We start from the raw sequence: 25,411 nt of genomic DNA on the forward strand, positions 1-25,411 counted from the left end.
GCTTCAACCTCGCTTTTGACAAAGTGCTAACGCTTACCGCATATTTGTAACGCCACGCACAATACTTAAATCAACAGATTAACCCCATTTAATTGGCTTACTATAAGAGACACTATGCCCACTAACGACAATTCGTACATTATTGATGCACAATCTGGAAACGGCTTTAATGCAGAAACCTTTCTAAAAAACTACTGGCAGCAAAAGCCGGTAGTCATCAAACACTTCTTTGACAACTTTGTAGATCCTATCGATGAGAACGATCTTGCCGGTCTAGCACAAGAGTCGGAAGTGGATGCACGTATTATCAGCAACGTGAAAGGCAGCTGGCATGTTGAACAAGGGCCAATTACCGATTTTGACAAAGCATGTCAGGGCAAATGGACATTACTAGTTCAAGGCGTAGATAAATATGTGCCCGACGTAACCCCTCTACTAGATCCCTTTTCTTTTATCCCTAATTGGCGATTGGACGACCTGATGGTGAGCTTCGCCACCAATGGTGCAGGCGTTGGTGCTCACATCGACCAATATGATGTATTTTTAGTTCAAGGTAAGGGCCGAAGACGCTGGCGTGTGGGCAAGCCGGCGGACTATAAAGAAGTTTTTCCACATCCAAAATTAAGACAAATTGAAGGCTTCGACCCTGTTATAGATGTTGTGGTTGAGCCTGGCGATGTGGTGTACGTACCACCGGGCTGGCCTCATGATGGAGCGACAATTGAAGATAGCCTGACCTACTCTGTGGGTTATCGTGCTCCGGACAATCTGCAACTAGCGGAAAGCCTGGCTATGATGTTGGATAAAGGCGCACATAATTATCGCTTTACCGATGCAAGCCGCTCTATGCAAGGCAATCGTGCTTGGGTAAATCCAAGCGATGTTGCCATTCTTAAGCAGCAGCTCATAGATGCGATAAACGGTGAAGACTTTACTTTGGCACTTCTAGAAGCCATGAGTGAACAAGGCATTCCTGAATATCCGCTAGAAGACGAAGTATCGCTAGAGCAAATTTCAAATGAGTTTGCCGCAGGCATTAGCTTTGTTCCTGCACCGGGTGTGCGTGCATTACTATGTGACGGTAAGCGTGGTCTTCCTCGCGCGCTCTTTGTAAATGGCAGTCAGTTCGAATTTGGTAAAAGTGACCAAGAATGGTTTGAAGTGCTGGCATCAGGAGGCGTTTTGAACGCAACGTGTTGCCAAGACGCGCCTTCTTTTACATTTTTAGAAACCTTAACTACACTTATCAATAATGGTTACTGGGAATGGTTCGAAGGTTAACAGGTAAGTATGGCGTTTACGATACAAAACGTCGATTGGGAAAAGGATAAACATCGACTGAAAGCACTAAGGGAACATGTATTTGTTTTAGAGTGGCGCGTCCCCGAGGCAAGCGAGTTCGACGAACACGACAGCTCAGCGTGCCATGTGCTTATCGTCAATGATGAAAACGAACCCATTGCCACTGGGCGCTTAACCAAACGAGGCGAACTAGGCCGAATTGCTGTTAAGCGCTGCCACAGAACATTGCCTGTTTATCGCGCTTTGTTTGAAGCGCTGATTGACACGGCAAAGCAAAACAACGTCCCCATTATCAAAGTAGTCTGCAATTTAGAAAGCGTGTCCTATCACCAATCCATTGGTTTTATTCCCGACGGGCAAGTGTTCATGGACGCAGGCGTTCCAAGACAGCGCCTAAAATGTCCGGCAGAGCGATTTCCTCTTCCGGACGTGACTCAACTTCATTAAGCTATGTATTTACAAAACGTCTCACTAATACAGGCTATTGCCTGGACTTAGTTCCAAAGATCTGGCGCGTTCTGCATGGCAAACAAGCTTTCAGCACGATTAATTAGTAAAGCACCAAACGCCTTTTGGGTATCGTCTGCGCCCTCTGCATTAATAAGGTTTTCTGCTTTCAACTGCCAATGCATAGCAAAGTGACGCAGTACGTCCTTGGCGTCTTTGGCGTTATCGACTGATGTGTAATCAGAAGGTAAATCACCACTAATAACCCAATAGCGTTTACTGTCCATTGCTCTAATTTTCCAAACTGCAAGGTACGGCATTAAATAACGACTTTCTTCGGTAATAACAGAATCAAACAACACGCCATTTTCCGCTAAAAATTTGTTTGCCTTTTGAAACTGTTCTCGTACCCATGTTGCGCGTTCTTCATCACTGATTGGTTGGTTTTCTGGTTGTTCTGCCATTTTTACTCTCGTTATTATCGTTATCTGTTCTTACTAGTACTGCTACTTGATACCCATGTCTCACTTACCTTCTAGGCAGTTTTGCCACTAGTTCGTAGCGTACGCCTTTTTTATCTTTGTACTTTATTTCATCCCTGCTTTCCACCGCAATTAGGGCATTGTGCCCACCGAAGGTGTTAACCGCTTACTTATTCGACAATCTTTAAGAATACCCAACACCCAGTTATTCAAAGATCGGGCACAAACATTTACATTTTTCATATTGGCAAATGTGCTTCTTTGAGCGAAACTGTGAGATGAAAACTTCACCAAGCCGAGTGTTTATACATGCGAATAGTAAGACTTACCCTTGGAGCAATCCTGTTTATCGGCGGTATTGTTCTAACATTGCTTCCGGGCTCTATCTTGTTAGTGGTAGGCGGTTTAGTGCTCTTAAGTTACGACTGGCCAAAAGCGCGAAGCTGGCTCAAATACAGCCAAAAAACAATGACGAGTGGTGCCCGTAGAATTGATCGTTTTCTTCTTATGCGAAAGCTGCGTTAATTGTTTTTGTTCTAACAGGTGTGCTTTTAGAAAGTTGAGCACGCCATAACGCACAGTGCGTTTCGCCCCCCTCCTCATCTCTCACCACTTTGTCGCAAAGTGTTAGCAATTAAACTTATGTAAATGCGTAATGATGCAATGCGTGTTAACGTAATCTAAAGTATAAATTGCGAAGCCTTTAACAATAATAATAGTGGCAATTATCTGAGCATGCTCAGCATCTTAGATAGTTCGTATCATCAGGCAATGTAACCGTATCGATATGATTTTGTGCAATGCGTTGACCCCGCATTGCGCTGCTAGGGTAGGCCAGATTTAAACAATCTGGTCCAAGTCATATCTTTCGCTTACCTATGGAGACAAGACCATGATCACGTTTACCGTTAATGGTAACAAACACGAATTTTCTGGTGACCCATCAACACCAGTGTTGTGGTACCTTCGTGACGAATTAAATCTTACAGGACCTAAGTTTGGCTGTGGTATGGCGCAATGTGGCGCTTGTACTGTTCACATTGATGGCATGGCACAACGCTCTTGCGTATTGCCTGTATCAGCCGTTCAAGGCAGAAAAATTACCACTATTGAAGGGCTAAGCGAAAATGGCGATCACCCTGTCCAAAAAGCGTGGGTAGAACATAAAGTACCACAATGTGGTTTCTGTCAATGTGGGCAAATCATGCAAGCTGCCAGTCTATTATCAACCAACCCAACGCCAAGTGACGAAGAAATTGTTCAGAATATGTCGGGCAACATCTGTCGTTGCGGCACGTACCCCCGCATTCACAAGGCCATTAAGTCTGCGTCGAAATCAATAAGCGGCAACGCTGGCGTAAGCTACTTTGACCCAACCCAAGCGGGAGAAGAAGCATGAGTGAGAATACCTATTTTGATATGAATCGCCGCAGTTTCTTAAAATCGACAGCAGCGGCGGGTGCACTGGTTCTTGGTACCTATTTTATGGGTGGTGCACCTCGCGCCATGGCTGGCGTATTAGCAAAGCCGGCGGAAAACGCAAAGCGCGCAAACTTGTTCATTGCACTTCGCCCTGACGGCATGGTTGAAGTAACGTGTCACCGCAGCGAAATGGGTCAACAGATCCGAACCGCCATTGCGCAAATTGTAGCTGACGAGATGGAAGCGGCGTGGGACAAAGTCATTGTTATTCAAGGCAAAGGCGACCCCAAATACGGTGACCAAAACACCGATGGCTCGCGTAGTATCCGCTTCAATATGCAGCGTCTTCGAGAAATGGGCGCAAGCGTGCGTTATATGATGCAACATGCAGCAGCTAAGCGTTGGGGTGTTGAGCCAAGTACCTGTGTTGCCGAGCAGCATGTGGTAACACACACTTCAGGTAAATTGCTTGCTTATAAAGACTTAATAGACGATGCATTAACCATTACGCCGCCAGAAGCAGATAAGCTTAAGCTTAAAGAAAGGAAAGAATGGCGTTACATCAATACCGGTATGGCGCATATCGACCTTCAAGATATCGTTACCGGTAAAGCAACCTTCGCCGCCGACGTGCGCGAGCCAAAAGCACTTGTTGCTATAATCGAACGCCCACCTGTAGTGGGCGGTAAGGTGAAAAGCTTCAATGCAGATAAAGCAAAAGCGGTTAATGGCGTTGTTGATGTAATTGAAATTCCAGCGCCAAAAGGTGCGCCTCAGTTCCAACCAAAAGGTGGGCTAGCCATTATAGCTAACAACACATGGGCAGCATGGCAAGGCCGCAAAGCATTAGACGTCACCTGGGACGATGGCGCAAATGGCGACTATAACTCAGCGAACTTTAAAGAGCAGTTGCTTAACACAGTAAATGCACCTCAAGCGCTTGTTAGAGAAAAAGGCGATGCGTTGAGCGTTTTAGAAAAAGCCAGCGACAAACTGGTTGCTGACTATTACGTGCCGCATTTAGCACAAGCCCCAATGGAGCCACCATGTGCTACTGCCATGTACTATAAAGATCGCGTTGACGTATGGGCAGCAACACAAAATCCGCAGGCTGATATGGAAACCGTGGGCGCTATGGTTGGCATGGACAAAGAAAAAATCAATGTTCACGTTACCATGCTAGGTGGTGCTTTCGGGCGTAAATCTAAGCCTGACTTTTCAGCGGAAGCAGCATTCCTATCAATGAAAACGGGCAAGCCAATTCGCGTTCAATGGACACGTGAAGATGATATTCAGCACGGTTTCTATCACGCGGTTTCCGCTCAACATGTTGAAGCTGCACTTGATGAAAACGGTAAAATTGACGCTTATCTTCACAGAACCGCGTTTTCACCTATTGCCTCTACGTTCCAAGAGGGCGCGAACGCACCCTTTAGCTTTGAGTTAGATTTGGGCTTTACGGATAACCCTATTCTTACGCCCAACATGAAGTTAGAGCGCGGTGAAGCGCCAGCCAAAGCCCGTATTGGATGGATGCGTTCAGTATCGAACATCTTCCACGCGTTTGCTGTACAGTCGTTTATTAATGAAGCAGCCCACAAAGCAGGCAAAGACGCTAAAGATTACCTATTGGAAGTAATTGGTCCTGATAGAATTATTGATGTGACGGATCAAAAAGCCGAATATCAAAACTATTGGGGTGATAAGTCGGTTTATCCTTTGGATACAGGCCGTCTTCGTAATGTAATTGAGAAAGTATCTGACATGGCAGGCTGGGGCCGCAACATGCCTAAAGGCCGCGGACTGGGTATTGCTGCGCACCGTAGCTTTTTAACTTACGTTGCTACTGTGGTTGAAGTTGAGGTGTCTGACGCTGGCGATCTTAGCGTGATTAAATCATGGGTAGCTATTGATGCAGGTACTGTAGTTAACACCGATACGGTCAAAAACCAAACCCAAGGCGGCTCGGTTTACGGTATCACAACAGCAATCAGTGACGGTATAACGTTTGATAAAGGGCGTGTACAGCAGAGTAACTTCCACAACTACCGTGTACCGCGCATGAGCGATTCACCACTAGAGGTAGAAGTTGAAGTAATTGAAAGCGATGCGCCGCCAGCAGGTGTAGGTGAACCTGCAACCCCCGTGTATGCGCCAGCGCTGTGCAATGCCATTTTTGCTGCATGCGGTAAGCGTATTCGCCAGCTACCTATTGGTAACCAGCTTAAAGCGTAAGCATTCTATAGATTCGGCTTAATCGCTGGTTTGATGAATAAATACTAACGCTATTTAAGACAGGCAATCATATCAAAAAGGGTTAACACACAGTGTTAACCCTTTTTTTATGGATGTATGCTGTTTTCGGGTGTGTCTCAATAGTAGCGAAAAAGCGAATTGCTTTATGAATAATAGAAAAGACTATATAAGTTATAGATACTTAGGCAAAAACACGCTATCGAGATAACAACGCAAGCAACAAAAAGGTGAATAAATACACCATAACTTGCATAGGCGAAAACTGCACATATCAGACCAATAGTGAATTCAACCAGCGCAGCTTCACAGAACGTTCTGATGTTACTGATTACAGGTTGTGCAAAAAACTTAAATTTATAAGCCATCTTAGTTTCCCTCCCTGCCTCATGCATACTGTTAGCCAAACGTTATTTACAATAGCACACTAATCCAACCGGACATAATTTAACCAAGTAATATAAGAAGGTCTTGAGTTTTGTTGCACATCAAAAAGGCGAAAAAACCTAGTCATTAGCATATTCGCCATTTCCAACTAACTAAGCCATTGCTTAAGAGCAGCAAACAACCATTAGAGACAAAAAAGGAGGCCAACATGACCTCCTTTCATTCAAACTGTAAATCAACCTGTAACCTTACAATTAGAAGGAAAACACTTTCAGTGTTTGACGGTTAATTCCCGCCTTATTCCAATAGGTTATTCTTACTCGTAGTTGCGTTCCATCCACATTAACTGCATTTTAAGCTCGTTAATTTCTTTTTGCGCTTCCGCCAACTGCTCTACCACAGAGCGTGATTGCATAACGTTTTCTTCGGAAGTATTTACTGAAACTGCGCTGTCATTATGTGCCATGAGAATTCAACCAAGTTAATTATTAATCAAAGATTCAAAGTGAAAGTCACTTTGTAATATTACATTTTTAATTACACAAAGTCATGTTATCAACACGCAAAAATGCATAGTTTTGCTAAATAACCACAGTTTTTTTAAGGAATGAAACACGAGCAAAGATTTGCTTCTAGATGAGTGGCCATCACTTTAAGTTGCCTAACAAAAAAAGAGACCTTATGGTCTCTTTTTCAATAATATCAAAGCGATAACGTCGTGAAATAACACGACGTTAGATAAAAACTAGATAATTCTGACCCTATCTCGCCTTCACATCCGAGCTACGTAATTAGCCGTGCTTTTCAGCCAGGTAAAGCCAGGTTTCAACCACGGTATCAGGGTTAAGTGATACCGAATCAATCCCTTCTTGAACCAGCCACGCGGCGAAGTCTTCGTGATCTGATGGACCTTGACCACAAATGCCTACGTATTTTCCACGCTTCTTCGCTGCCTGAATTGCCATTGACAACAGTGCTTTCACCGCTTCATCACGTTCATCAAACAAGTGCGCGATAAGACCACTGTCGCGATCTAGACCTAGGGTTAACTGCGTTAAGTCGTTAGACCCAATAGAGAAACCGTCGAAAATGTCTAGGAACTTATCAGCAAGCAAAGCGTTCGATGGCAGTTCACACATCATGATAACGCGAAGGCCATTTTCACCTTTCTTAAGTCCCTGCTCTTCAAGAAGCTCGATAACTTGACGACCTTCTTCTAATGTACGAACAAACGGGATCATGATCTCAACATTGGTCAAGCCCATTTTGTTGCGAACGCGCTTTATGGCTTCACATTCAAGGGCAAAACAATCGCGGAAATCTTCAGAGATGTAGCGGCTTGCACCACGGAAACCCAACATTGGGTTTTCTTCGTCTGGCTCGTATTGATAACCGCCCACTAAGTTGAAGTATTCGTTCGATTTGAAATCTGACATACGAACAATAACTTTCTCTGGTGAGAATGCAGCGCCAATGGTTGAAATACCCTCCACCAATTTCTCGATGTAGTATTCCGTAGGCGACTCGTAGCCTGCAATCATATCGCTAATTTCTTCTTTCAACTCTTCAGGCTGGCTGTCGAAATTAAGTAGTGCTTTAGGGTGCACACCAATCATGCGGTTGATAATAAACTCAAGACGCGCAAGACCAACACCTGCGTTTGGCAAGCGAGCAAAATCAAATGCGCGGTCGGGGTTACCCACGTTCATCATGACTTTCAGCGGTAGGTCAGGCATTGCGTCAATGCGTGAGGTCACTACGTCGAACTCCAGTTCGTCACCGTAGATAAAACCAGTGTCACCTTCAGCACAAGATACAGTAATTTTGTCGCCGTTCTTGATACTGTCAGTCGCGTTACCACAACCCACAACCGCTGGAATACCTAACTCACGCGCGATGATTGCCGCGTGACACGTACGGCCACCACGGTTGGTAACAATAGCAGAAGCCTTCTTCATGATAGGTTCCCAGTCAGGGTCTGTCATGTCAGTTACCAGAACATCACCCGCCTGGATTTTGTCCATCTCTTCAATTGAATCAAGCACTTTCGCTACACCAGCACCGATTTTGTGACCAATTGCACGGCCTTCACAAACAATGTTGCTTTGACCTTTCAACTGGAATCGCTCGATGCTCTGTGAGTCTTCACGGCTGCGTACCGTTTCAGGGCGAGCCTGAACAATGTATAGTTTGCCGTCTGCGCCATCTTTTGCCCACTCGATGTCCATAGGACGCTTGTAGTGGTTTTCAATGATCTGCGCCTGTTTAGCAAGCTCCATTACTTCGTCATCAGTCAACGAGAAGGTTTTGCTGTCAGCTGCATCAATATCGACAATAGACACTTGCTTACCGTGTGCTTCATCATCTGAGTACACCATTTTAGTAAGCTTACTACCAAGGTTACGACGAACGATAGCAGGCAGGCCTTTATCAAGTGTTGGTTTGTGAACATAGAACTCATCAGGGTTAACCGCACCCTGCACCACCATTTCACCTAAACCAAATGAGCTGGTAATAAATACAACGTCTTCAAAGCCAGACTCTGTATCGATAGTAAACATAACGCCTGATGATGCAATATCACTGCGCACCATGCGTTGAATGCCTGCGGATAGCGCCACGCCTTTGTGGTCGTACCCTTGGTGAACGCGATATGAAATAGCGCGGTCGTTAAATAGCGATGCGAACACGTGCTTAATTGCCACAAGCACGGCTTCATAGCCTTTAACGTTTAGAAAAGTCTCTTGTTGACCTGCGAAAGACGCATCAGGCATATCTTCAGCCGTGGCTGATGAACGCACTGCAAATGACGCTTCTTCACCTGCATCACCCTGTAATGTGACAAACGCAGTTTTGATTTCTTCTTCTAGCTTCCCTTGGAAAGGAGTGTCGATGATCCACTGGCGGATATTCTTACCCGCTTCGGTCAGTGCGTTTACGTCATCTACGTCTAACGAGTCTAAGACTTCGTGGATGCGCGCTTCTAGGCCACTTTGCTCTAGAAACTCATTAAATGCCTCGGCGGTGGTAGCAAAACCTCCCGGCACCTGCACACCGGCGTTCGCCAGGTTTGAAATCATCTCGCCTAATGATGCATTTTTGCCGCCTACGCGACCCACATCATGCATGCCCAGTTCTTGATACCAAAGTACGTATTCTTGCACAGCCCAAGCCTCCAGCTTTTTTATGTGTAGGGTATGAGGTTAATTTCAGGTTTGTGCTTTTTGTCACCTGAAACTCATCAAATTGTAGTCGATATGTGGTGAAAACCACTGTTAACGCTGTCCATTACGTTTGACAGCAAACCTATTGATATTTGCCATCATTCACAAGAACCGTGTAGCTTTTCGACGAAATCATCTTAGAATGGGGAAATTCAGAATGTAAACCCTTTATTACTTTTGTAATAAAATTACACCAATGTTAAGGATATGTTGTGCGCACAGCTTTTTATATTTCAGATGGTACAGCCATCACTGCAGAGGTCTTCGGCCACGCCCTGCTTTCCCTGTTTCCCGTTTCTTTCAATCACAACACCATTCCTTTCGTTGAAACTGAGGAACAAGCTCACAAAGTTTTACAGCAAATTTCTGAAAGTTTTCAAGACACCGGAGAAAGGCCGCTCGTTTTTTATACAATTGTGAATGTAGATATTCGCAAAATAATCTCGAAATCTGTGGGCATTAACTATAATTTTCTCGATCAATTCGTAGCGCCACTGGAAAAAGTATTGGGTGTTCCTTCAAAACCAGAAAAACATCGTACACACAGTATCCACGAAACCACCTACGATATTAGAATTGAGGCCGTAAACTACGCACTGGCTAATGACGATGGCTCTAATCTAAAAGATTACGATGAAGCAGACATCATTCTTACTGGTGTTTCACGCTCGGGTAAAACGCCAACAAGTCTTTACTTAGCACTTCAATACGGAATAAAAGCAGCGAACTACCCTTTTACAGAAGAAGACATGGGAGACATGCTGAAACTGCCTCCTGCCCTAAGACGATTTAAAAACAAACTCTTCGGACTAACAATTGAAGCCGATAGACTACATCAGATACGTTCAGAGCGACGCGCAAACAGTAAATACGCATCGCTACCACAATGTAGGATGGAGCTTCGTGAAGTTGAGAACCTGTATAGAAAGGAAAAAATTCCATTTTTGAACAGCACTAAATATTCGATTGAAGAAATTTCAGCAAAGATTTTAGCCGAAACTGGACTGAAGCGCCGTAAGTATTAGTGAATCTAACAATTGGCAAACAAAAAAGCGTGCCGCAATGTGCATTTTGCCTGCAGCTAATCGAAATGAACCTAACGATTAATGCGGTGCGTTATCTTTTACCAATTTTCGGTAGCGCGATAGCTGTAAAGATGGAAGCCCCTCAACAGATATTTGCTTGAGCCAACGTCTTGCTTTTTCAGGGTCGTTGCCAAGCGTAGCGTTTTCCGCTATCCGTAACTTAATACTGTTAATTTGAGCGATATCCTTCGCTTGCTCCGCACATGCTAAACCATTCAGGAAAGCCTGCTCTGCCTCCTGATAATTCCTATTGTTGCGAAGCGCTACAGCATAATTGCTGTAGGCGATAGCTTGCTGTTGATAATCGGGTAGCTTCAACGCCCAATTCAACGATTTAATTCGATATTCAATATGTTTTGCGTTATCGCCTTCTTTTAGCGCGGCGTGCCCAAGCTCAGCAAAGATCTCATGGTAAAAGACAGGCGCATTATAGTTTTCACCTTCCAGTTGCTCAGCAAAGTCCTGCGCTTCTTTCGTTTTACCAAGCACAGTCAAAAGATTTAAAATTCTTATACCTAATTGAGGGGACGGCATCTTTTCATATTGTGCTCTCAAGCCCGTCAAAGATTTAGTTAACGCTATTCTTGCTTCCTGCTCTCGGCCGCTGGCACGTAACCACTTGCCGAAAAACAGAGAAACTAGTGGCTTGTACTCTGGCATTCCTTTCAAATTTGTAGCCTCAAGCCATGGTCTTAGAAGGGCATAAAGCTCATCATAACGTTGAAAGTTAAATAAGATATCAAACCTTCTTACTTGAAGGTCCCACCATGGTGGTGTGTTCTTATCTAATAGAGATTGCTGCGCTCTGATTTTCGATAAACATTCGTCGACACTATCCTGGCAAAGAGGCTGAATATCTTTAATCGCGGCATTTGCATGAAATACAAAAAGCGCTAGGAATAATAAAATGGTGGCTAATAGAGATCTCATTATTATTATGGCAATGCGTCTATTTTGTATGAAGTATAGGTTAAAACCAGTTCTTATAATAGTTAGCGGAAGCTCCCAATTTCTCAGCTATTCAGCACAAATTGTTCACACCTTCTATAATCAAACCAATCAAAACTTAATCGATTAAGAATATTTTCGCATATATGTAAACGTTTTACCCGCAAGTGTTAATATGGTGTTAATAAAAAGTGATTTATTCAATATAGAGGAAGTTTTATGGAAGGTTATTTTGATGCAAACAAGAGAATCAGGACAGGACTAGTAACTCTGGCGCTGTTCATTGCGTCCCCTTGTTTTGGAGAAGAGCATACATTTACACTCGCTTCGCCCGATAAGAATATTGACGTTGAAATAGAAGTTAACCAAGGGGTTAGCTATCAGATTGCATTAGACGGAAAGAGTATACTGCTTCCTTCTAACATTGATTTGCAATTAGAAAGCTTACCGTCGTTGAGTGATGGCATAAGGCTAACCGACAAAAAATCACACCAAGTAAATGAAGTTTTAGAGCCTGAAGTTCGCGTAAAGTCTCAAAAAATACTCGACAGCTATAACCAACTCTCCCTTTCTTTTTCAAATAATTACACGGTAACATTTCGTGCATTCAACAACGGCATCGCTTATCGATTCGAGACAGACATCAACCAAGACATTGTTGTTATTGACGAACTCGCAGAGTTTAATTTTCCAGCCCCTTCCACCACGTACTTTCCTAAAGAAGAAGGCTTTTACTCACACAATGAACGAAGCTACCTAAAGGAAAAAGTAAGCGACATCAAAGCAACTGACTTAGCAAGTACGCCAACGCTAATTGATACTGAAGCAGGTAAGCTGTTAATCACCGAAACTGCATTGGAAAATTATGCGGGCTTATGGTTAATAGGTAGTGAAAAAGGACTTAAAGGAACCTTCGCACACTATCCTACACAAAAAGCAGTCGGAGAAACCCCTTGGCAAGATCGAAATGAACCTATAACCCATCGTGCCAAATATATAGCAAAGAGTAGCGGTAAGCGTACATATCCTTGGCGGGTGTTAGCCATCGCAAAACAAGACAAAGATTTGCTTACCAATCAATTAACGTATCAATTGGCAATACCATCAAAGCTCGCGGATACCAGCTGGATAAAACCTGGCAAAGTGGCGTGGGACTGGTTTAACGCGAATAACTTGCACGGCGTTGACTTTGAAGCAGGTCTGAACACTGCTACTTATAAACATTACATCGACTTTGCAGCTGAATATGGCCTTGAATACGTAATCCTTGATGAAGGATGGTATCCATTAGGTGATTTAATGGGAACTGTAGCAGGCTTTGACGTACCAGAGCTCATTCGTTATGGGAAAGAAAAAGGTGTAGGCATTATCTTATGGGCGTCTTGGTTGACGCTTCGAGATCAATTTGATGAAGCAATGGACCGGTTTCAACAGCTAGGCGCAGTAGGCATCAAGCCCGACTTTTTTCAGAGAGACGACCAAGAGATGGTTCAGTTTTATTGGAAGATTGCTAAGGAAGCGGCCGAAAGAGAACTTTTGGTAGATTTTCATGGCTCATACAAGCCCGCAGGACTAAGACGTACCTACCCTAATGTCATTTCCAGAGAAGGCGTAAAAGGCCTTGAATGGAACAAATGGAGCTACGACAGTACACCTGAGCACAACACGACCCTACCTTTCATACGTCAAGTAGCAGGCCCTATGGATTACACACCAGGCGTGATGTCAAATGCGATAGGCCCAGCCGCATTTGAAAATATAAATTACAGTGGTAAAGACAGTAATCATCAGGATTTTACAATTCGCTTTATGCGACCTATGAGTCAGACAACCCGCGTTCATCAAATGGCCATGTTTACTGTGTTTGAGAGCCCACTACAAATGATGGCTGATACGCCCAGTCAGTATAGAAAAAATAGCGAGTGCGCTGCATTCATAGCGAAAGTACCAACAGTGTGGGACGAAACAATTCCACTTGAAGGTAGCATAGGCGACTTCGTTATGGTTGCAAGAAAACATCAGTCTACTTGGCATGTCGGTGCTATGACTGATGAAAACGCGCGAACTCTTCCACTTGATCTATCATTTCTTGAGGAAGGAAAATGGAAGATGGTTATCTTTGAAGATGGCCCTAATGCAAAGCATTGGGCTGAAGACTATCGGTCAAAAACGCTGGAAGTGACAAACGAGACAAAGTTGTACATTTCTCTAGCGCCTGGCGGTGGCTATACCGCTAGATTAAGTAAAATGTAATTTATTGTGGCTGCACATCATTATGTGCGGCCTTTTTTTATGCCTTTCATTAACGACACTTTCCATTCTGACTTTTACCCCGTCAAAGGGGACTCTAACCGATTTTTTCACGTCAAACTTTTACAATAGATGTACCTTTAGTGGCTAGCATCATCGCATGCACCGTGACCTTTCGCTGATAGCAATTATCTATCACGGATAATCAGTTACATTTCATTGATTTAACGATATTGTTAAAACACAATTGATACAGTATAACATAACTATTAATTAAAGGAGTTAGCGTCATGTTTACAGAAGAGATGGTACATACAGCCCTTCAGACTTGGTGCGACAATGTTGTTGCGGTGGGAAAAGTACACGCTGAAGGTGGCGATGCGAAGGCGTTCGCATCAAAGGTTTTATCTGAAAACTACGATTACGATAATGGGAAGGTACTGTTTAAACCTACCTTAACGTTTGGTGCTCAAACATTTCGCCCAACAAAAGAAGGGGCGCTTTCATACTTCGTAGGTGGCAATAGCGACTACCCCAACGACAATGGGTTCAAGCTTAAGCCTTGGGTAAAGGTTTGGTATAGCAAGGAAGATTTCATATTGAACGGCGAGTTAGCCATTGTTCAATGCAACGTACATTTTATTGGTGCAGACGACAGCCATATTTTTGTGAACAAGAGCTTTGTCTTCAAGCAATGCGACGACGGTAAAATTAGAATTATCCTTCACCAATCTTCGTTACCTTATCAGCCATAAGCGTAAGGAATGGCTCTAATGGCACAGGCTTGACGCCTTTAAATGTCAAAAAACACGAGGTACGGTAAAAGTCGTGCCTCGTTTTATTCTAAAGGTGCTGTAACGCTGTAAATAAGTAACCGCCTAGTTTCAAAAGCTTGGCTTAGGATAAAGCCCAAGTTCAGTCGAGTCACGCTAGGTACGGCTATTTAACGCAAGGCGCTTCTACTGCGTCTTAAGCGCGTCCTTCAGCGATTCCAAGTTAGATTCAAATGGCTTCCACTGCCCCATCCCCGTTTTGTAAATAGGCTGACGAACCTGCTCTGAACTTGGAGTTTTGATTATCCGCTTGGTTTTATGAAACGCTAAGCATGCCTCTTCAAACTCTAAACCGCAGAACGCCAGAATACGCTTGACCTGCCCTTCTAAATCGTCGAGCACATCTTCGTGCTGCACCGTTAATATGTCGCCGGGCATCACCGTATGCCAATGTGACATCAACTTTTCATACGCGTTGTAATATCGGCCAATATCACTTAGCGAGTAGCTAAACTCCTGCCCTTCACCAAATAGTTGTTTGTACCCACTAAAACAGCAATCCATTGGATCCCTTCGCGCGTCAATAATTTTAGCGTTAGGCAGTATCTTTTTAATAAGCCCAATATGAATGAAATTGTTGGGCATTTTGTCAATAAATAACGGTGCGCCTTGGCGATATGCACGGGTCTGCTGAATATATTGCTCACCAAGTTTCGCCAGTGTTTCTTCACTCAATGCTGAAATATTAAACGGATATGGCGTAGATTGGTGGCTGAGCGAAGACGCTATACCCAGAATGTTATGCAGCTCCATGGTTCCGTCGACATTAGAGTGCGACGCTAGGATCTGCTCAAGCAGTGTAGAGCCAGCACGTGGAAGGCCGACAATAAAAATAGGATCTGACGCTTGGCAACCCTGTGTTTTTTTGAAATTGTCCTGACTAAAAGCCTGTTGCTGGGCATCTAATGCTTGCTCGGTTTTCCCAATATCGAATTGAAGCGTACTGCGTTTAAGCTCATTACCTTGCTGGTAATACGCAAAGGCCTTGTCATACTGAGCGTTATCTTCAAACCCTTTCCCGAGCGCAAAACAAATATGAATTTTATCGTCTAAGTTAATTGCATCATTGCTGGCTTGCTCAGTCATTTGCTTAAGCATCTTGTCACTAAACTTATACGTCTTCGTATTCGCCAAGCTCCAATAGGCATCGCCATAGTCGCGGGCAAAATCTACCGCTTTTTCGTAAGCGTTAACCGCATCGGCAGTATCGCCTTTGGCTTTTAGTGCATGACCCAACGACACCCAAACTTTAGGTCTATCTGGCGTTTGTTCTAGTACGCCATGGTAAATATTTATCGCTTCATCTAATTGCCCTACACCAACAAGCGCATGGGCAAGACTAGTTTTAATAACAAAACTGTCTGGGCTTTTTGAGAGTCTTTGTCGCGCAACGTTTACGGCCTCTGGAAACTTACCCAACTTTGAAAGCACGTTTTGATACGCTAGCGCCGATCGCTCGTTGTCCGGGTATAATTCCACACAACTTTCCAACAAAAATTCTGCATCACTGTACACCTTCAACTGCATACCAATCTCAGCCAACAACATCATAGCTTCAGGGTGATGCTTTTGTTTAGCCAAAAATTGGCGGCACACTTGCTCTGCCGCAGCGAACTGCTTTTCGTACATAAGGTCGTAGGCACCCAGAATTGGCGGAGGAAGAGACTGCAAATGCGCAATCTGATTTGATGCCATTTGTTCAGCGGTAGCGTCGCGATGATTTTGATAGATTAAGAGCAGCTTTTTCCAACTGCTTATAAGAGCGGGGTTAAAATGCGTTGCTTTAAAGAACGCACTTGCTGCGTTTTGCTGGTCTCCCACAGCTTCATGACAGTATGCAAGCTCTTGGTATCCCCTGCCGTAATCTGGGCGAAGAGATAGAAGAGTGTCGATAGCCTTAAAAGCATCGCTATGTTGGTTCGAGAGCCTGTAAGTGACAGCGGCCAAATAAAGTACTTCTGCTTCTTGCTGCTCATTTAGCGACAAGGGCAATAAATCTTGAATATACGATTTCGCAGTTGATAACTGACCGCGTTGAAGCGCTTGCTTAATAGCGCGAACTTGATGTTGAAAATCTTCTGTTGTCATAGCCTTCGTTATAATTCTTGGTAGCGCAGGTGATAATTGGCGAAAGCCAAAAGGGTATGTATTTAATACTACCGAATTTTTCTAAGATAAGTAATGAAAACGGCAGGCCTAGGCCTGCCGTTTAATGCACTGTGTACAATCTACTTCTTCGTTTACGACAAACGTCTATTAATAGTAATCGTAAGAGAAACGAAGACCTATAGTACGAGGGCGATTAGTCACAACCTTAGGCGTATACTGCTGTGTATCAATGTTCAAGATTGCTGATTTGTCGAAAACGTTGTCAACGAATGCTTCAACTTTCCAGTTTTGATACGTCATCCCCACAGATACGTTACCAATTACGTAACTTTCCTGAATGTAGCGGCCACCACGAATTGTTTCGCCATCTGCACCTGGATACGTTGCGCCTTTAAACTCGTCACCCTCATCTTTAATTTTCAGACCCGAGCCCGTGCCATAAATCAATCGAGTTGCATCCTCCATGGCATAGGCGTTCATCACCATGCCAGCAAGACGGTCGCCGGTGTAGGTAAGTGATGCATTAACATACCCTTCTTTACCGCCATCTAACTCAAAGAAATAACGTGCACTAATGTTGCCTGAGAAGTCAGCAGAGTACGGAAGCTCACTGCCTACGCCAGCCGCAATACCTTCTAGTTCAGGGTTAATACTAACCAGTTCAGTATCCAGTACGCTAAATGCTGCGTTAATGACTAGGTTATCTGTCGCTAACCAAGTAATGTCTGCATCAATCCCTTTAACTTCTGCATCACCAACATTATCGGTAAAGACTAAGAAACTAATATTCGCAGGATCGAAACGCGACGTTTGCAAGTCACTGATTTCTGAATAGTAACCAGTAGCATTAACACGCAAAATTCCGTCTAAGAAGTCACCTTTCAGGCCAATTTCGTAGTTATCCAGCGTATCTGTTGTTGAGTAAACCGGAACACGGAAATCCGCAAATGCCCCAGTGTCATTTGCCGCTGCGTCACCGCCTAGTCTGTTTGTTACTGGTGGACGGAAGCCTTCTGAATAGTTCGCGAAAAGCAATACGTTTTCATTTACTTTCCAGTCGAGGCCGAATTTGAAAATGGTATCGTCAACCGTGAGTACTCCGTCACCGTCTAGTAAGCCAATTTCCAATGAACCATCTTGGATAGCATCGACAACACCTTGGCCGTCAAGACCCAAACCATCATACACGGCGGGATCTAGCACGCCTTGACCATAGGCTTCTAATCGGCTTGTTACGTCGCGTGTTGACGTAGCGCCGCGATAAATATCGTCAATTTGATACCAGCGCGCACCAATGGTAGCAGTAAGCGTATCAGTAATTTCATAGCCTAGCTGACCAAATACTGCGATCTGCTCGATAGTATGCGTAACGTCGTTTACAAAGCTAATTTCAGGAGAGAAAGGGCCACCATCGCTGTTAATTCCACGGTCACCCGCCAGCGCATTCCATGAACTTGCAAGGTTCTCAAAGATTTCAGGGCTTGCGATTTTAAACTGGCCTACTGAGCCTACTTCCTGTTCGTCATAAAACACACCCGCCGTCAGCTGCCATGGTGTATCCATCGTTGTGCTGAAACGTAGTTCGTGGGTTAAGCGAGTGCTAGTAGTGTCTTCTTTGTAGTATTTACTCGGATCGAGGCAGCGCGCGTCATCTGGATTATCTGGCGTTTCATAGTGCGTACACACATAGTACGCGGAAAATAAGCCGCCGTTGGTGTAGCCGGTGTAATCGGTAAGCGTGTCTATTTCACGATCAAGGTAACCACCGGTATACACCACATCTAGTTTTTCCAAACGACCATTTAGGGTCCATGTGGTTAAGCCAAATTCGTCGGAGTTTTCATCGCTTTGAAAGCGAATTGCCGAGCTTTCGCCTTCCACTGTGGGGTCGTAGGCAAACACACCTTCAGTATCAAGTGTTTGTTGAGTGTGTTGAACCAGAACATCCCAATCTTCGTTGATAATGTAAGACAACCCGAATCGCGCCCCTGAGTAGACCGCGTCATTAAAGTTATCTTCAACATGTTCGCTGTTTCTTGGCGACACAACGGCGGCTTCACTGCGAGTAAAACCATTAATTTCACGACGTGCATCCATCGCAGCCGGATCGATGCCCTGTTTCTGCAATGCATTTCCAGAAATACGATCAATAACTACTGCACTTCCAATGTAACCACCATTTCCTGGCTCATTTTCAATGTTGTCAATCCAACCGCCCTGACTTTCATTGTAGGCAGCCACACGCAGCGCAAGGTTGTCAGTTGGAGTAACGTTGAAATATGCCTCCACCGTGTTACTCATATCTCCGCCTTTTGTGGTAGAGATACTGGTATCGAAGCCTGCAGCAAATCCAGAATGATCTGGCTTGTTTGTGATTAGGCGGACTGTACCTGCCTGAGAACTCGCACCAAATAACGTACCTTGCGGCCCAGGTAGAACCTCTACACGCTCAACGTCGGTAGCAAAAATATCTAAGTTTCGGCCAGCCATAGAAACAGGCATTTCATCAAGATAGAAAGCCACTGAGGGCTGAAGTGCTTGAACAGATGACAGGGTAATGCTTGATTGCGTGGTCGCCGCACCACGAATGTATATTTCGTTTTGCCCTGGACCTGTACCTTGGAATACCACATTCGGTAAAAACTCTACGTAGTCTTGGAAGTTATCAATACCGAGGTTTTCTAATGCTTTTCCATCTAACGCAGAGACTGCGACAGGGACATCTTGGATTGATTCACTTCTTTTCGTGGCGGTAACTTCTATGGTTTCAAGTTTAGCGGGCGCTTTAGATTCTTGCGCAGCCAGAGAGGTGGATGCCAGTGCAGCGATGATTGCACAGCTAAGCTGAGTTTTTCGCATTTGTGTGTGTTTCCTTCAATTGTTTTTTTATTCTTCGGACAGTGTTTACTTAAAACACATATCAAAAAGATCATATATTACGATACACAATCTATTAATTATTTCTACTCTAATGATTAATAATTAACCAAAAACACCTAAAACCTAGCAGAAAGTCTAATTTTTATTGTAAAAACAACTGCAAAAAAAATACTGCACTTTGACTCATTGACCAAATACATACAAATCAAATAATTTCATCTGATGTTTATAAAAAATGCTCCATGCGGTATATTTCTGCGTATAAACCGAAATTTATAAAAGGTGAAAGGAATTTACTGCGTGATTGAGAACGAAAATAAATCTCCACTCAACAAGCCGGTGTTTTTTACATCGTCAGCTTTAATCCTATGTTTACTTATCTTCGCTGCTGGTGCTCCTGAAACAGCAGACGCGCTTTTCCAAAAGCTTCAGAGCGCAATTGTGACCAACGGTAGTTGGTTTTATGTATTTACTGTCGCAGTAATTGTGGTGTTTGTTGTTTTCCTCGGCATGTCACGCTACGGCGAAATTAAGTTAGGCCCAGATCACGCAAGCCCCGAATTTAGCTTTGGGACTTGGCTTAGTATGTTGTTTGCAGCAGGAATGGGAATTGGGCTTATGTTCTTTGGCGTTGCCGAGCCCTTAATGCACTTTTTAGCGCCCCCCACTGCACAGGCTGAAAGTATTGATGCTGTTCGCGAAGCAATGAAAACCACATTTTTCCATTGGGGTGTTCATGCTTGGGCAATTTATGCGGTAGTGGCCCTGATTTTGGGCTATTTTGCGTACCGTCAAAACTTACCTCTTACACTGCGTTCTGCTTTATATCCATTAATTGGTGACCGGATTTATGGCTGGCCTGGGCACGTGGTTGATATATTCGCGGTTACATCAACAGTGTTTGGTGTATCGACGTCGCTAGGCTTTGGCGCTTCGCAAGTAAATGCGGGTTTTAACTATCTATTTGGTCTACCGTCAAATACTGGTGTTCAAATAGCTATAATGGCAGGCGTTGTTGGTTTAGCCGTAATTTCTGTAACTACTGGCCTGGAAAAAGGCATACGCCGTCTGTCAGAAACCAATATGGTTTTAGCCTTACTGCTACTTTTAATTGTTCTTGTTTTAGGCCCAACCGTATTTTTACTACAAGCGTTCATGCAAAACACTGGGGCTTATCTGTCTGATTTAGTGCGAAACACATTTAACCTGTTCGCCTATGAAAAAACGGATTGGATTGGTGGCTGGACTATCTTCTACTGGGGTTGGTGGTTAGCTTGGGCTCCGTTTGTTGGCCTGTTTATCGCGCGTATCTCATACGGTAGAACCATCCGCGAATTTGTAATGGGCGTACTGCTTATTCCATCAGCATTTACACTATTTTGGATGACCGTATTCGGCAACGCCGCTATTGATCAGGTGTTAGTGCAAGGTAAAGACGTACTTGCACAAATGGTAAATGAAGATACTTCAGTGGCACTGTTTGTATTTTTAGAGCAGTTCCCTTTCGCTTCAGTACTAAGCCTTATAGCAGTATTGATGGTCATTGTGTTCTTTGTAACCTCATGTGATTCGGGTGCCATGGTTGTCGATATGCTGTGTTCACACGGTGAAAACAATACGCCGTTGTGGCAACGAGTATACTGGGCTGTTGGCGTTGGTGTGGTGAGTTCAGTGCTGCTTTACGCTGGTGGGCTTGGCGCGCTGCAAACTATGACGATTGCCGCCGCACTGCCATTTGCTATTGTGTTGCTTATCGCTATATCGGGACTATTGAAAGCCCTTCGTATCGAGGCGTACAAACGTGAAAGTTTACAAGTACTAACGGGTACACCGCAGCATAATGACTCTGACAAAAACTGGAAAGAGCGCCTTGAAAATATTGTGACCTTTCCAGATGAAACTGCCGTTCGTCGTTACATCAACAAAGTGGTGAAGCCTGCGCTAACAGAAGTAAGCGAGGAGTTTAAAGCGCAGCAATTCGAAATAAAAATTGAAGATACGGACGAAGCACTCATATTAACCGTTGATATGGGCAATGACCCTGAGTTCATTTATGCTGTGCATCCTGTATCGACAGAACAGCCTGAATTTGGTCCAAGTGACACACCAGCACTGGACGAAAACAAAAAGGCCACGTACTATCGCGCCGAAGTGCACCTTAGTGAAGGTGGTCAGAACTATGATATTATGGGCTGGTCGAAGATTTCGGTCATTAATGACGTCATCGATCACTATCATAAGCACCAACATTTTATTCATTTGCTTAAGTAACCGCTGGGTTACGCATTTGTTGGAAGTAACATGCGAAAAGAAGAAGAACTATTAGTGGCACTACGGCGCGTAATACGCGCTGTAGACCTGCGCAGCAAGCAGCTAAGTAAACACGTGGGTTTAACAGGCCCACAGTTATTGGTGATGCAAAATATTGAAGAGCGCCCGGGTATAATGGTGCGCGAAATTGCAGAGAATATTAACTTAAGCCCTGCAACCATCACGAATATTCTAGATAGACTAGAATCACGAGACTTAGCTACGCGCATAAGAAGTACGCAAGATAAACGAAAAGTGGGCGTATTCTTAACCGAACGCGGTAAAGAGGCAGTGGTTGACGCACCTCGCCCTCTTCAAGAACACTTTGTCGAGCGTTTTTCACAGCTTAAAGAGTGGGAGCAAAGCCAAATGGTCGCTACCGTTCAGCGAATTGCTAGCATGATGGATGCTGAAGATATTGATGCCTCCCCTTTCCTGGAGTTAGGCAGTATTTCAGAAAAAAGCTAATAGCCTTTGTCTTCTTTAAAAAAAATGGCCTTCACTTGAAGGCCATTTTTGTATCTATCTTTGGCGCTGGCGTAGAAGCGCTCAGCTGACTGCTATGACTTCGCCTTAAGTGGATTTACCTTTCCACCTGTGATTTTGTCAGCGCGCCCTTCCTCTTTCGCTTTCTCAGCACGGCGCTTGCGGATTTCTTTAGGATCAGCAATAAGCGGGCGGTAAATTTCAATACGGTCGCCATCGGTAAGCGTGTCGCGAAGCTTAACCACGCGGCTCCAAATACCCACTTTCGTTGCTTTCAAATCAATCTCGGGAAACTGCTCAAGCACGTTAGACGCGTTTATCCCTTCTTCTACCGTCGCATTTTCATGAATAGCAACATCAATGATAGTTTGCTTGGTGGGTAACGCGTAGGCAACCTCAATATTGATGAGCTTCTTACTCATGCGTAAACGCTCCGCGCTCGGTCTGTAAACGCTGCAACCATACTGCTGGCTAAACTGTTAAACACTTTACCAAAAGCCATTTCAGCTAGCTTATTGCTGAATTCAAACTCTAGGTTTAATTCAATTTTACAGGCTTCTTCTGATAACGCTGAAAATGTCCAGCCACCGGTAAGCGAGCGAAACGGACCGTCGACCAGTTGCATTTGAATACTTTTACCTGGCTCTAACACATTGTGCGTTGTAAACCATTGCTTGATACCTGCTTTTGCAACTAACAATGACGCTTTCATGCTTTGCGCTGAAGTGTCGAGGATTTTGCTATCGGTACAGCCTGGCAAAAACTCTGGGTAGGAAGCTACATCGTTGACTAAGTTAAACATGGCTTCTGCGCTATGAGCTACCAGCGCGCTTCTATGAATACTTGGCATTGATTCCACTACAATTAAAACTCTTGGCCGCATTGTATCACAGAAAATTTGGTTCGCTCGTATTCGGTTTTGAACCAAATGCCCCAATATAAGATAACAATGACAACTAAAGACATTCCTTTGAACAATCAGTATAATAGCCAGCATGAAAAAGAATAAAGCCAACAAAAACACCACAGGAAATATCGCGCAGAATAAAAAAGCGCGTCACGACTATTTCCTAGAAGACAAGTTCGAAGCCGGACTTGAGCTTCAAGGGTGGGAAATTAAAAGTATTCGTGCCGGTAAAGTGAACATTACCGATGCGTACATTATTATCCAGAATGCCGAAGCGTATTTGGTAGGGTGTAGAATTAGTCCGCTGAATCAAGCCTCTACCCACGTTATCGCTGCTCCAGAGCGTGCTCGCAAATTGTTGCTGAACAAACGAGAAATTGACCGCTTAATGGGTGCACGAGACCGCCAAGGTTATTCAATCGTTGCCACATCTATGTATTGGAAAAAGTGTTGGGTGAAACTAGAAATTCACCTAGCAAAAGGTAAGCACGCCCATGACAAGCGTGACACCATTAAAGACAAAGATTGGCAACGTCAAAAAGAACGAATGATGAAACACAGCGTTTAACGCTGTGTTTTTATTTGGGCTGCCAAAAAAGAAGTGTAATAGGTTTAACCTACGTCTCGTTTCGTCATTTTCTTGCGATGTAGCATATCAAGAATCAGACTCCACAGCGGTGACGGGTTTCTTAAAGTGGTTAGGTTGTTCCCAAGGCGTCTAAGTTGTCTTCGCACCATGGCCATATTCGCAAGGCTTGCAAGCGATTTATCTTTCCAAGAGCAGTGTGGAATTATTCCCGAATACGCCCATTCTTGTTGCCACTTTTTAGCTAAGTCTGGCGTAATAGCAAGGGCACTGGCTAATCCAACAAGAGCACAGCCCTGCTCAATCACTTCCTCTGCTACCTCGGCCCTTTTTATACCGCCAGTTGTCATAAGCGGAATATCAGTTTTACTTACCAGTGCCTGCGCAAATTCCAAAAAGTACGCTTCTCTGGCCAGCGTGGTGTCGTCACGGGTTTGCCCTTGCATAGCAGGCGCTTCATAACTGCCGCCAGACAACTCTACAACATCAACACCCAAGGCTTCCAAGCGATTTACCACCTCACAGGCATCATCAAAAGAAAAACCATTTTTCTGAAAGTCAGCAGAGTTAAGCTTTACCATAACAATAAAGTCTTTAGCGCAAACCGCTCGAACCTGACTGACTATGTTTATCAGCAAGCGTGCGCGATTAATAATAGAACCGCCCCACTCATCTTGGCGCTGATTAGTAAGCGGTGATAAAAACTGCGTAAGCAAATAGCCGTGGGCAGCGTGAATTTCAACGCCATCAAACCCGGCTTTTTCAGCTTGCTTAGCAGTTTGAACGAAACGTTTGCATACATCGTGAATGTCTTGGCAGGTCATTTCTCGTGGTTGAGCAAACAGCTTGGAGTGTTTACCCATATCAAGCGGTACAGCAGAAGGCGCAATTGCTTTGCCTTTCATCGCTTTAAATACCTGTCGACCAGGGTGATTAATCTGCATTATGGCCAAAGCACCATTAGACTTAATGATTTTTGCCCACTTTTGAAACGGTGCGATGTCGGTATCTTTTTCTAGTGCAACGCCACCTGGCCCTGTCATGGCGCCTTTATCGACCATAACGTTGCCTGTGATCACCATGCCTAAATTGCCGTGGGCCCAATATCGATAGAGTGAGTACAAAGACTCTCCGGGAATATTTCCCATACTCGACATATTTTCTTCCATAGCAGCTTTAACAAGACGGTTTCGCGCTGTTACGCCACATGGCAAGGTATACGGAGAATACAATATGGAATCTGAAGACATTTACACTACAAGCCTTTTAATTATGCTCACGTACTTTAATGGTTCTTGCTACTAATTGCATCATTACATCAGCACTATTTCCTTAAAAATTCGCTAAAGTAATCAAATAAAAAGCGCTAATTTAGTTTATAAATTGCGTTTCTTGCACAGCCCTTGTGCGCTCGGCACTTGAATTTTACTCAAGCATCCACATATCTATGATAGTTCAATAATACTCAATGTTTGTGTGTTGCTGTTTAAGCAAAGCTTC

Annotated in this window: 20 protein-coding genes; 11 read left to right on the forward strand and 9 right to left on the reverse strand. The window is 44.1% G+C overall.

Going from position 1 to position 25,411, the window contains the following annotated elements; all coding sequences use genetic code 11:
- Positions 1-114: 114 nt before the first annotated feature.
- On the forward strand, positions 115-1,281 hold the full coding sequence (locus tag MHN00_RS12755) for a cupin domain-containing protein (RefSeq protein ID WP_039229486.1): 1,167 nt from the start codon (positions 115-117) through the stop codon (positions 1,279-1,281).
- 9 nt (positions 1,282-1,290) lie between these two features.
- Entirely contained in the window at positions 1,291-1,749 is a 459-nt protein-coding gene (locus tag MHN00_RS12760) for a GNAT family N-acetyltransferase (RefSeq protein ID WP_239301355.1), read from the forward strand.
- Positions 1,750-1,796: 47 nt separating this feature from the next.
- On the opposite strand, the gene MHN00_RS12765 is transcribed toward MHN00_RS12760, so the two are convergent.
- Positions 1,797-2,213, reverse strand: coding sequence for a DUF4826 family protein (locus MHN00_RS12765; protein ID WP_014949321.1), 417 nt, complete (start codon positions 2,211-2,213; stop codon positions 1,797-1,799).
- Positions 2,214-2,540: 327 nt separating this feature from the next.
- On the opposite strand from MHN00_RS12765, the gene MHN00_RS12770 reads away from it, so the two are divergent.
- From MHN00_RS12770 to MHN00_RS12780, 3 genes are all read left to right on the forward strand, one after another.
- The gene (locus tag MHN00_RS12770) at positions 2,541-2,756 is read left to right on the forward strand and encodes a PGPGW domain-containing protein (protein WP_014976394.1); all 216 of its coding nucleotides are present in this window, start codon (positions 2,541-2,543) and stop codon (positions 2,754-2,756) included.
- A 367-nt stretch (positions 2,757-3,123) separates the two neighbouring features.
- Positions 3,124-3,630 (forward strand): (2Fe-2S)-binding protein, encoded by a 507-nt coding sequence (locus tag MHN00_RS12775; protein ID WP_014949319.1) that lies wholly within the window; start codon positions 3,124-3,126, stop codon positions 3,628-3,630.
- Positions 3,627-5,888: a molybdopterin cofactor-binding domain-containing protein gene (locus MHN00_RS12780; protein ID WP_239301356.1), complete on the forward strand. Its 2,262-nt coding sequence runs from the start codon at positions 3,627-3,629 to the stop codon at positions 5,886-5,888. The genes MHN00_RS12775 and MHN00_RS12780 overlap by 4 nt, the downstream gene beginning before the upstream one ends.
- 721 nt (positions 5,889-6,609) lie before the next feature.
- On the opposite strand, the gene MHN00_RS12785 is transcribed toward MHN00_RS12780, so the two are convergent.
- Together MHN00_RS12785 and ppsA are read right to left on the reverse strand one after the other, a co-directional pair.
- On the reverse strand, positions 6,610-6,759 hold the full coding sequence (locus MHN00_RS12785) for a hypothetical protein (protein ID WP_155279892.1): 150 nt from the start codon (positions 6,757-6,759) through the stop codon (positions 6,610-6,612).
- A gap of 325 nt (positions 6,760-7,084) precedes the next feature.
- Entirely contained in the window at positions 7,085-9,457 is a 2,373-nt protein-coding gene (gene ppsA / locus MHN00_RS12790; RefSeq protein ID WP_014949316.1) for a phosphoenolpyruvate synthase, read from the reverse strand.
- A 272-nt stretch (positions 9,458-9,729) separates the two neighbouring features.
- Between ppsA and MHN00_RS12795 the strand changes: the two genes are divergently transcribed.
- Positions 9,730-10,542 carry a pyruvate, water dikinase regulatory protein gene (locus MHN00_RS12795; RefSeq protein WP_014949315.1) on the forward strand — a complete coding sequence of 271 codons (813 nt, stop codon included), beginning with the start codon at positions 9,730-9,732 and terminating at the stop codon, positions 10,540-10,542.
- Positions 10,543-10,620: 78 nt separating this feature from the next.
- Here MHN00_RS12795 and MHN00_RS12800 read toward each other — a convergent pair whose 3' ends face one another.
- A complete protein-coding gene (locus MHN00_RS12800; RefSeq protein WP_039229490.1) occupies positions 10,621-11,532 on the reverse strand; it encodes a hypothetical protein in 912 nt (303 codons plus the stop codon).
- A 237-nt stretch (positions 11,533-11,769) separates the two neighbouring features.
- On the opposite strand from MHN00_RS12800, the gene MHN00_RS12805 reads away from it, so the two are divergent.
- Positions 11,770-13,803, forward strand: a complete 2,034-nt coding sequence (locus MHN00_RS12805; protein WP_239301357.1) for a glycoside hydrolase family 97 protein — start codon at positions 11,770-11,772, stop codon at positions 13,801-13,803.
- Positions 13,804-14,090: 287 nt separating this feature from the next.
- Entirely contained in the window at positions 14,091-14,555 is a 465-nt protein-coding gene (locus MHN00_RS12810; RefSeq protein ID WP_069944203.1) for a hypothetical protein, read from the forward strand.
- 204 nt (positions 14,556-14,759) lie between these two features.
- Here the strand turns inward: MHN00_RS12810 and MHN00_RS12815 are convergent, their stop codons facing one another.
- Positions 14,760-16,721, reverse strand: coding sequence for a sulfotransferase (locus MHN00_RS12815; RefSeq protein ID WP_239301358.1), 1,962 nt, complete (start codon positions 16,719-16,721; stop codon positions 14,760-14,762).
- Between the two features lie 168 nt (positions 16,722-16,889).
- Entirely contained in the window at positions 16,890-19,601 is a 2,712-nt protein-coding gene (locus tag MHN00_RS12820; protein WP_039229498.1) for a TonB-dependent receptor, read from the reverse strand.
- 321 nt (positions 19,602-19,922) lie between these two features.
- On the opposite strand from MHN00_RS12820, the gene betT reads away from it, so the two are divergent.
- Positions 19,923-21,893, forward strand: coding sequence for a choline BCCT transporter BetT (gene betT, locus MHN00_RS12825; RefSeq protein WP_014976385.1), 1,971 nt, complete (start codon positions 19,923-19,925; stop codon positions 21,891-21,893).
- Positions 21,894-21,923: 30 nt separating this feature from the next.
- A complete protein-coding gene (locus tag MHN00_RS12830) occupies positions 21,924-22,400 on the forward strand; it encodes a MarR family transcriptional regulator (RefSeq protein WP_012518305.1) in 477 nt (158 codons plus the stop codon).
- Between the two features lie 92 nt (positions 22,401-22,492).
- Here MHN00_RS12830 and MHN00_RS12835 read toward each other — a convergent pair whose 3' ends face one another.
- Entirely contained in the window at positions 22,493-22,840 is a 348-nt protein-coding gene (locus MHN00_RS12835; RefSeq protein WP_014976384.1) for an RnfH family protein, read from the reverse strand.
- Entirely contained in the window at positions 22,837-23,268 is a 432-nt protein-coding gene (locus MHN00_RS12840) for a type II toxin-antitoxin system RatA family toxin (RefSeq protein ID WP_014949308.1), read from the reverse strand. Before MHN00_RS12840 ends, MHN00_RS12835 begins: the two co-directional genes overlap by 4 nt.
- A gap of 145 nt (positions 23,269-23,413) precedes the next feature.
- Between MHN00_RS12840 and smpB the strand changes: the two genes are divergently transcribed.
- Positions 23,414-23,893, forward strand: a complete 480-nt coding sequence (smpB, locus tag MHN00_RS12845; RefSeq protein ID WP_014949307.1) for an SsrA-binding protein SmpB — start codon at positions 23,414-23,416, stop codon at positions 23,891-23,893.
- A 44-nt stretch (positions 23,894-23,937) separates the two neighbouring features.
- Here smpB and MHN00_RS12850 read toward each other — a convergent pair whose 3' ends face one another.
- Complete coding sequence (locus MHN00_RS12850; RefSeq protein WP_014976383.1) at positions 23,938-25,161, reverse strand: NADH:flavin oxidoreductase/NADH oxidase family protein; 1,224 nt, start codon at positions 25,159-25,161, stop codon at positions 23,938-23,940.
- Positions 25,162-25,411: the final 250 nt, after the last annotated feature.

It is taken from the genome of Alteromonas sp. Cnat2-8 (genome assembly GCF_022348355.1).
In the GTDB taxonomy this organism is placed as follows: Bacteria; Pseudomonadota; Gammaproteobacteria; order Enterobacterales; family Alteromonadaceae; genus Alteromonas; species Alteromonas macleodii.

What these genes read in the sequence shown, in the direction of transcription:
- MHN00_RS12755 (WP_039229486.1), top strand. Translation starts at nt 115, where the DNA reads ATGCCCACTAACGACAATTCGTACATTATTGATGCACAATCTGGAAAC.
- MHN00_RS12760 (WP_239301355.1), top strand. Translation starts at nt 1,291, where the DNA reads ATGGCGTTTACGATACAAAACGTCGATTGGGAAAAGGATAAACATCGA.
- MHN00_RS12765 (WP_014949321.1), bottom strand. Translation starts at nt 2,213, where the DNA reads ATGGCAGAACAACCAGAAAACCAACCAATCAGTGATGAAGAACGCGCA.
- MHN00_RS12770 (WP_014976394.1), top strand. Translation starts at nt 2,541, where the DNA reads ATGCGAATAGTAAGACTTACCCTTGGAGCAATCCTGTTTATCGGCGGT.
- MHN00_RS12775 (WP_014949319.1), top strand. Translation starts at nt 3,124, where the DNA reads ATGATCACGTTTACCGTTAATGGTAACAAACACGAATTTTCTGGTGAC.
- MHN00_RS12780 (WP_239301356.1), top strand. Translation starts at nt 3,627, where the DNA reads ATGAGTGAGAATACCTATTTTGATATGAATCGCCGCAGTTTCTTAAAA.
- MHN00_RS12785 (WP_155279892.1), bottom strand. Translation starts at nt 6,759, where the DNA reads ATGGCACATAATGACAGCGCAGTTTCAGTAAATACTTCCGAAGAAAAC.
- MHN00_RS12800 (WP_039229490.1), bottom strand. Translation starts at nt 11,532, where the DNA reads ATGAGATCTCTATTAGCCACCATTTTATTATTCCTAGCGCTTTTTGTA.
- MHN00_RS12805 (WP_239301357.1), top strand. Translation starts at nt 11,770, where the DNA reads ATGGAAGGTTATTTTGATGCAAACAAGAGAATCAGGACAGGACTAGTA.
- MHN00_RS12810 (WP_069944203.1), top strand. Translation starts at nt 14,091, where the DNA reads ATGTTTACAGAAGAGATGGTACATACAGCCCTTCAGACTTGGTGCGAC.
- MHN00_RS12815 (WP_239301358.1), bottom strand. Translation starts at nt 16,721, where the DNA reads ATGACAACAGAAGATTTTCAACATCAAGTTCGCGCTATTAAGCAAGCG.
- MHN00_RS12820 (WP_039229498.1), bottom strand. Translation starts at nt 19,601, where the DNA reads ATGCGAAAAACTCAGCTTAGCTGTGCAATCATCGCTGCACTGGCATCC.
- MHN00_RS12830 (WP_012518305.1), top strand. Translation starts at nt 21,924, where the DNA reads ATGCGAAAAGAAGAAGAACTATTAGTGGCACTACGGCGCGTAATACGC.
- MHN00_RS12835 (WP_014976384.1), bottom strand. Translation starts at nt 22,840, where the DNA reads ATGAGTAAGAAGCTCATCAATATTGAGGTTGCCTACGCGTTACCCACC.
- MHN00_RS12840 (WP_014949308.1), bottom strand. Translation starts at nt 23,268, where the DNA reads ATGCCAAGTATTCATAGAAGCGCGCTGGTAGCTCATAGCGCAGAAGCC.
- smpB (WP_014949307.1), top strand. Translation starts at nt 23,414, where the DNA reads ATGAAAAAGAATAAAGCCAACAAAAACACCACAGGAAATATCGCGCAG.
- MHN00_RS12850 (WP_014976383.1), bottom strand. Translation starts at nt 25,161, where the DNA reads ATGTCTTCAGATTCCATATTGTATTCTCCGTATACCTTGCCATGTGGC.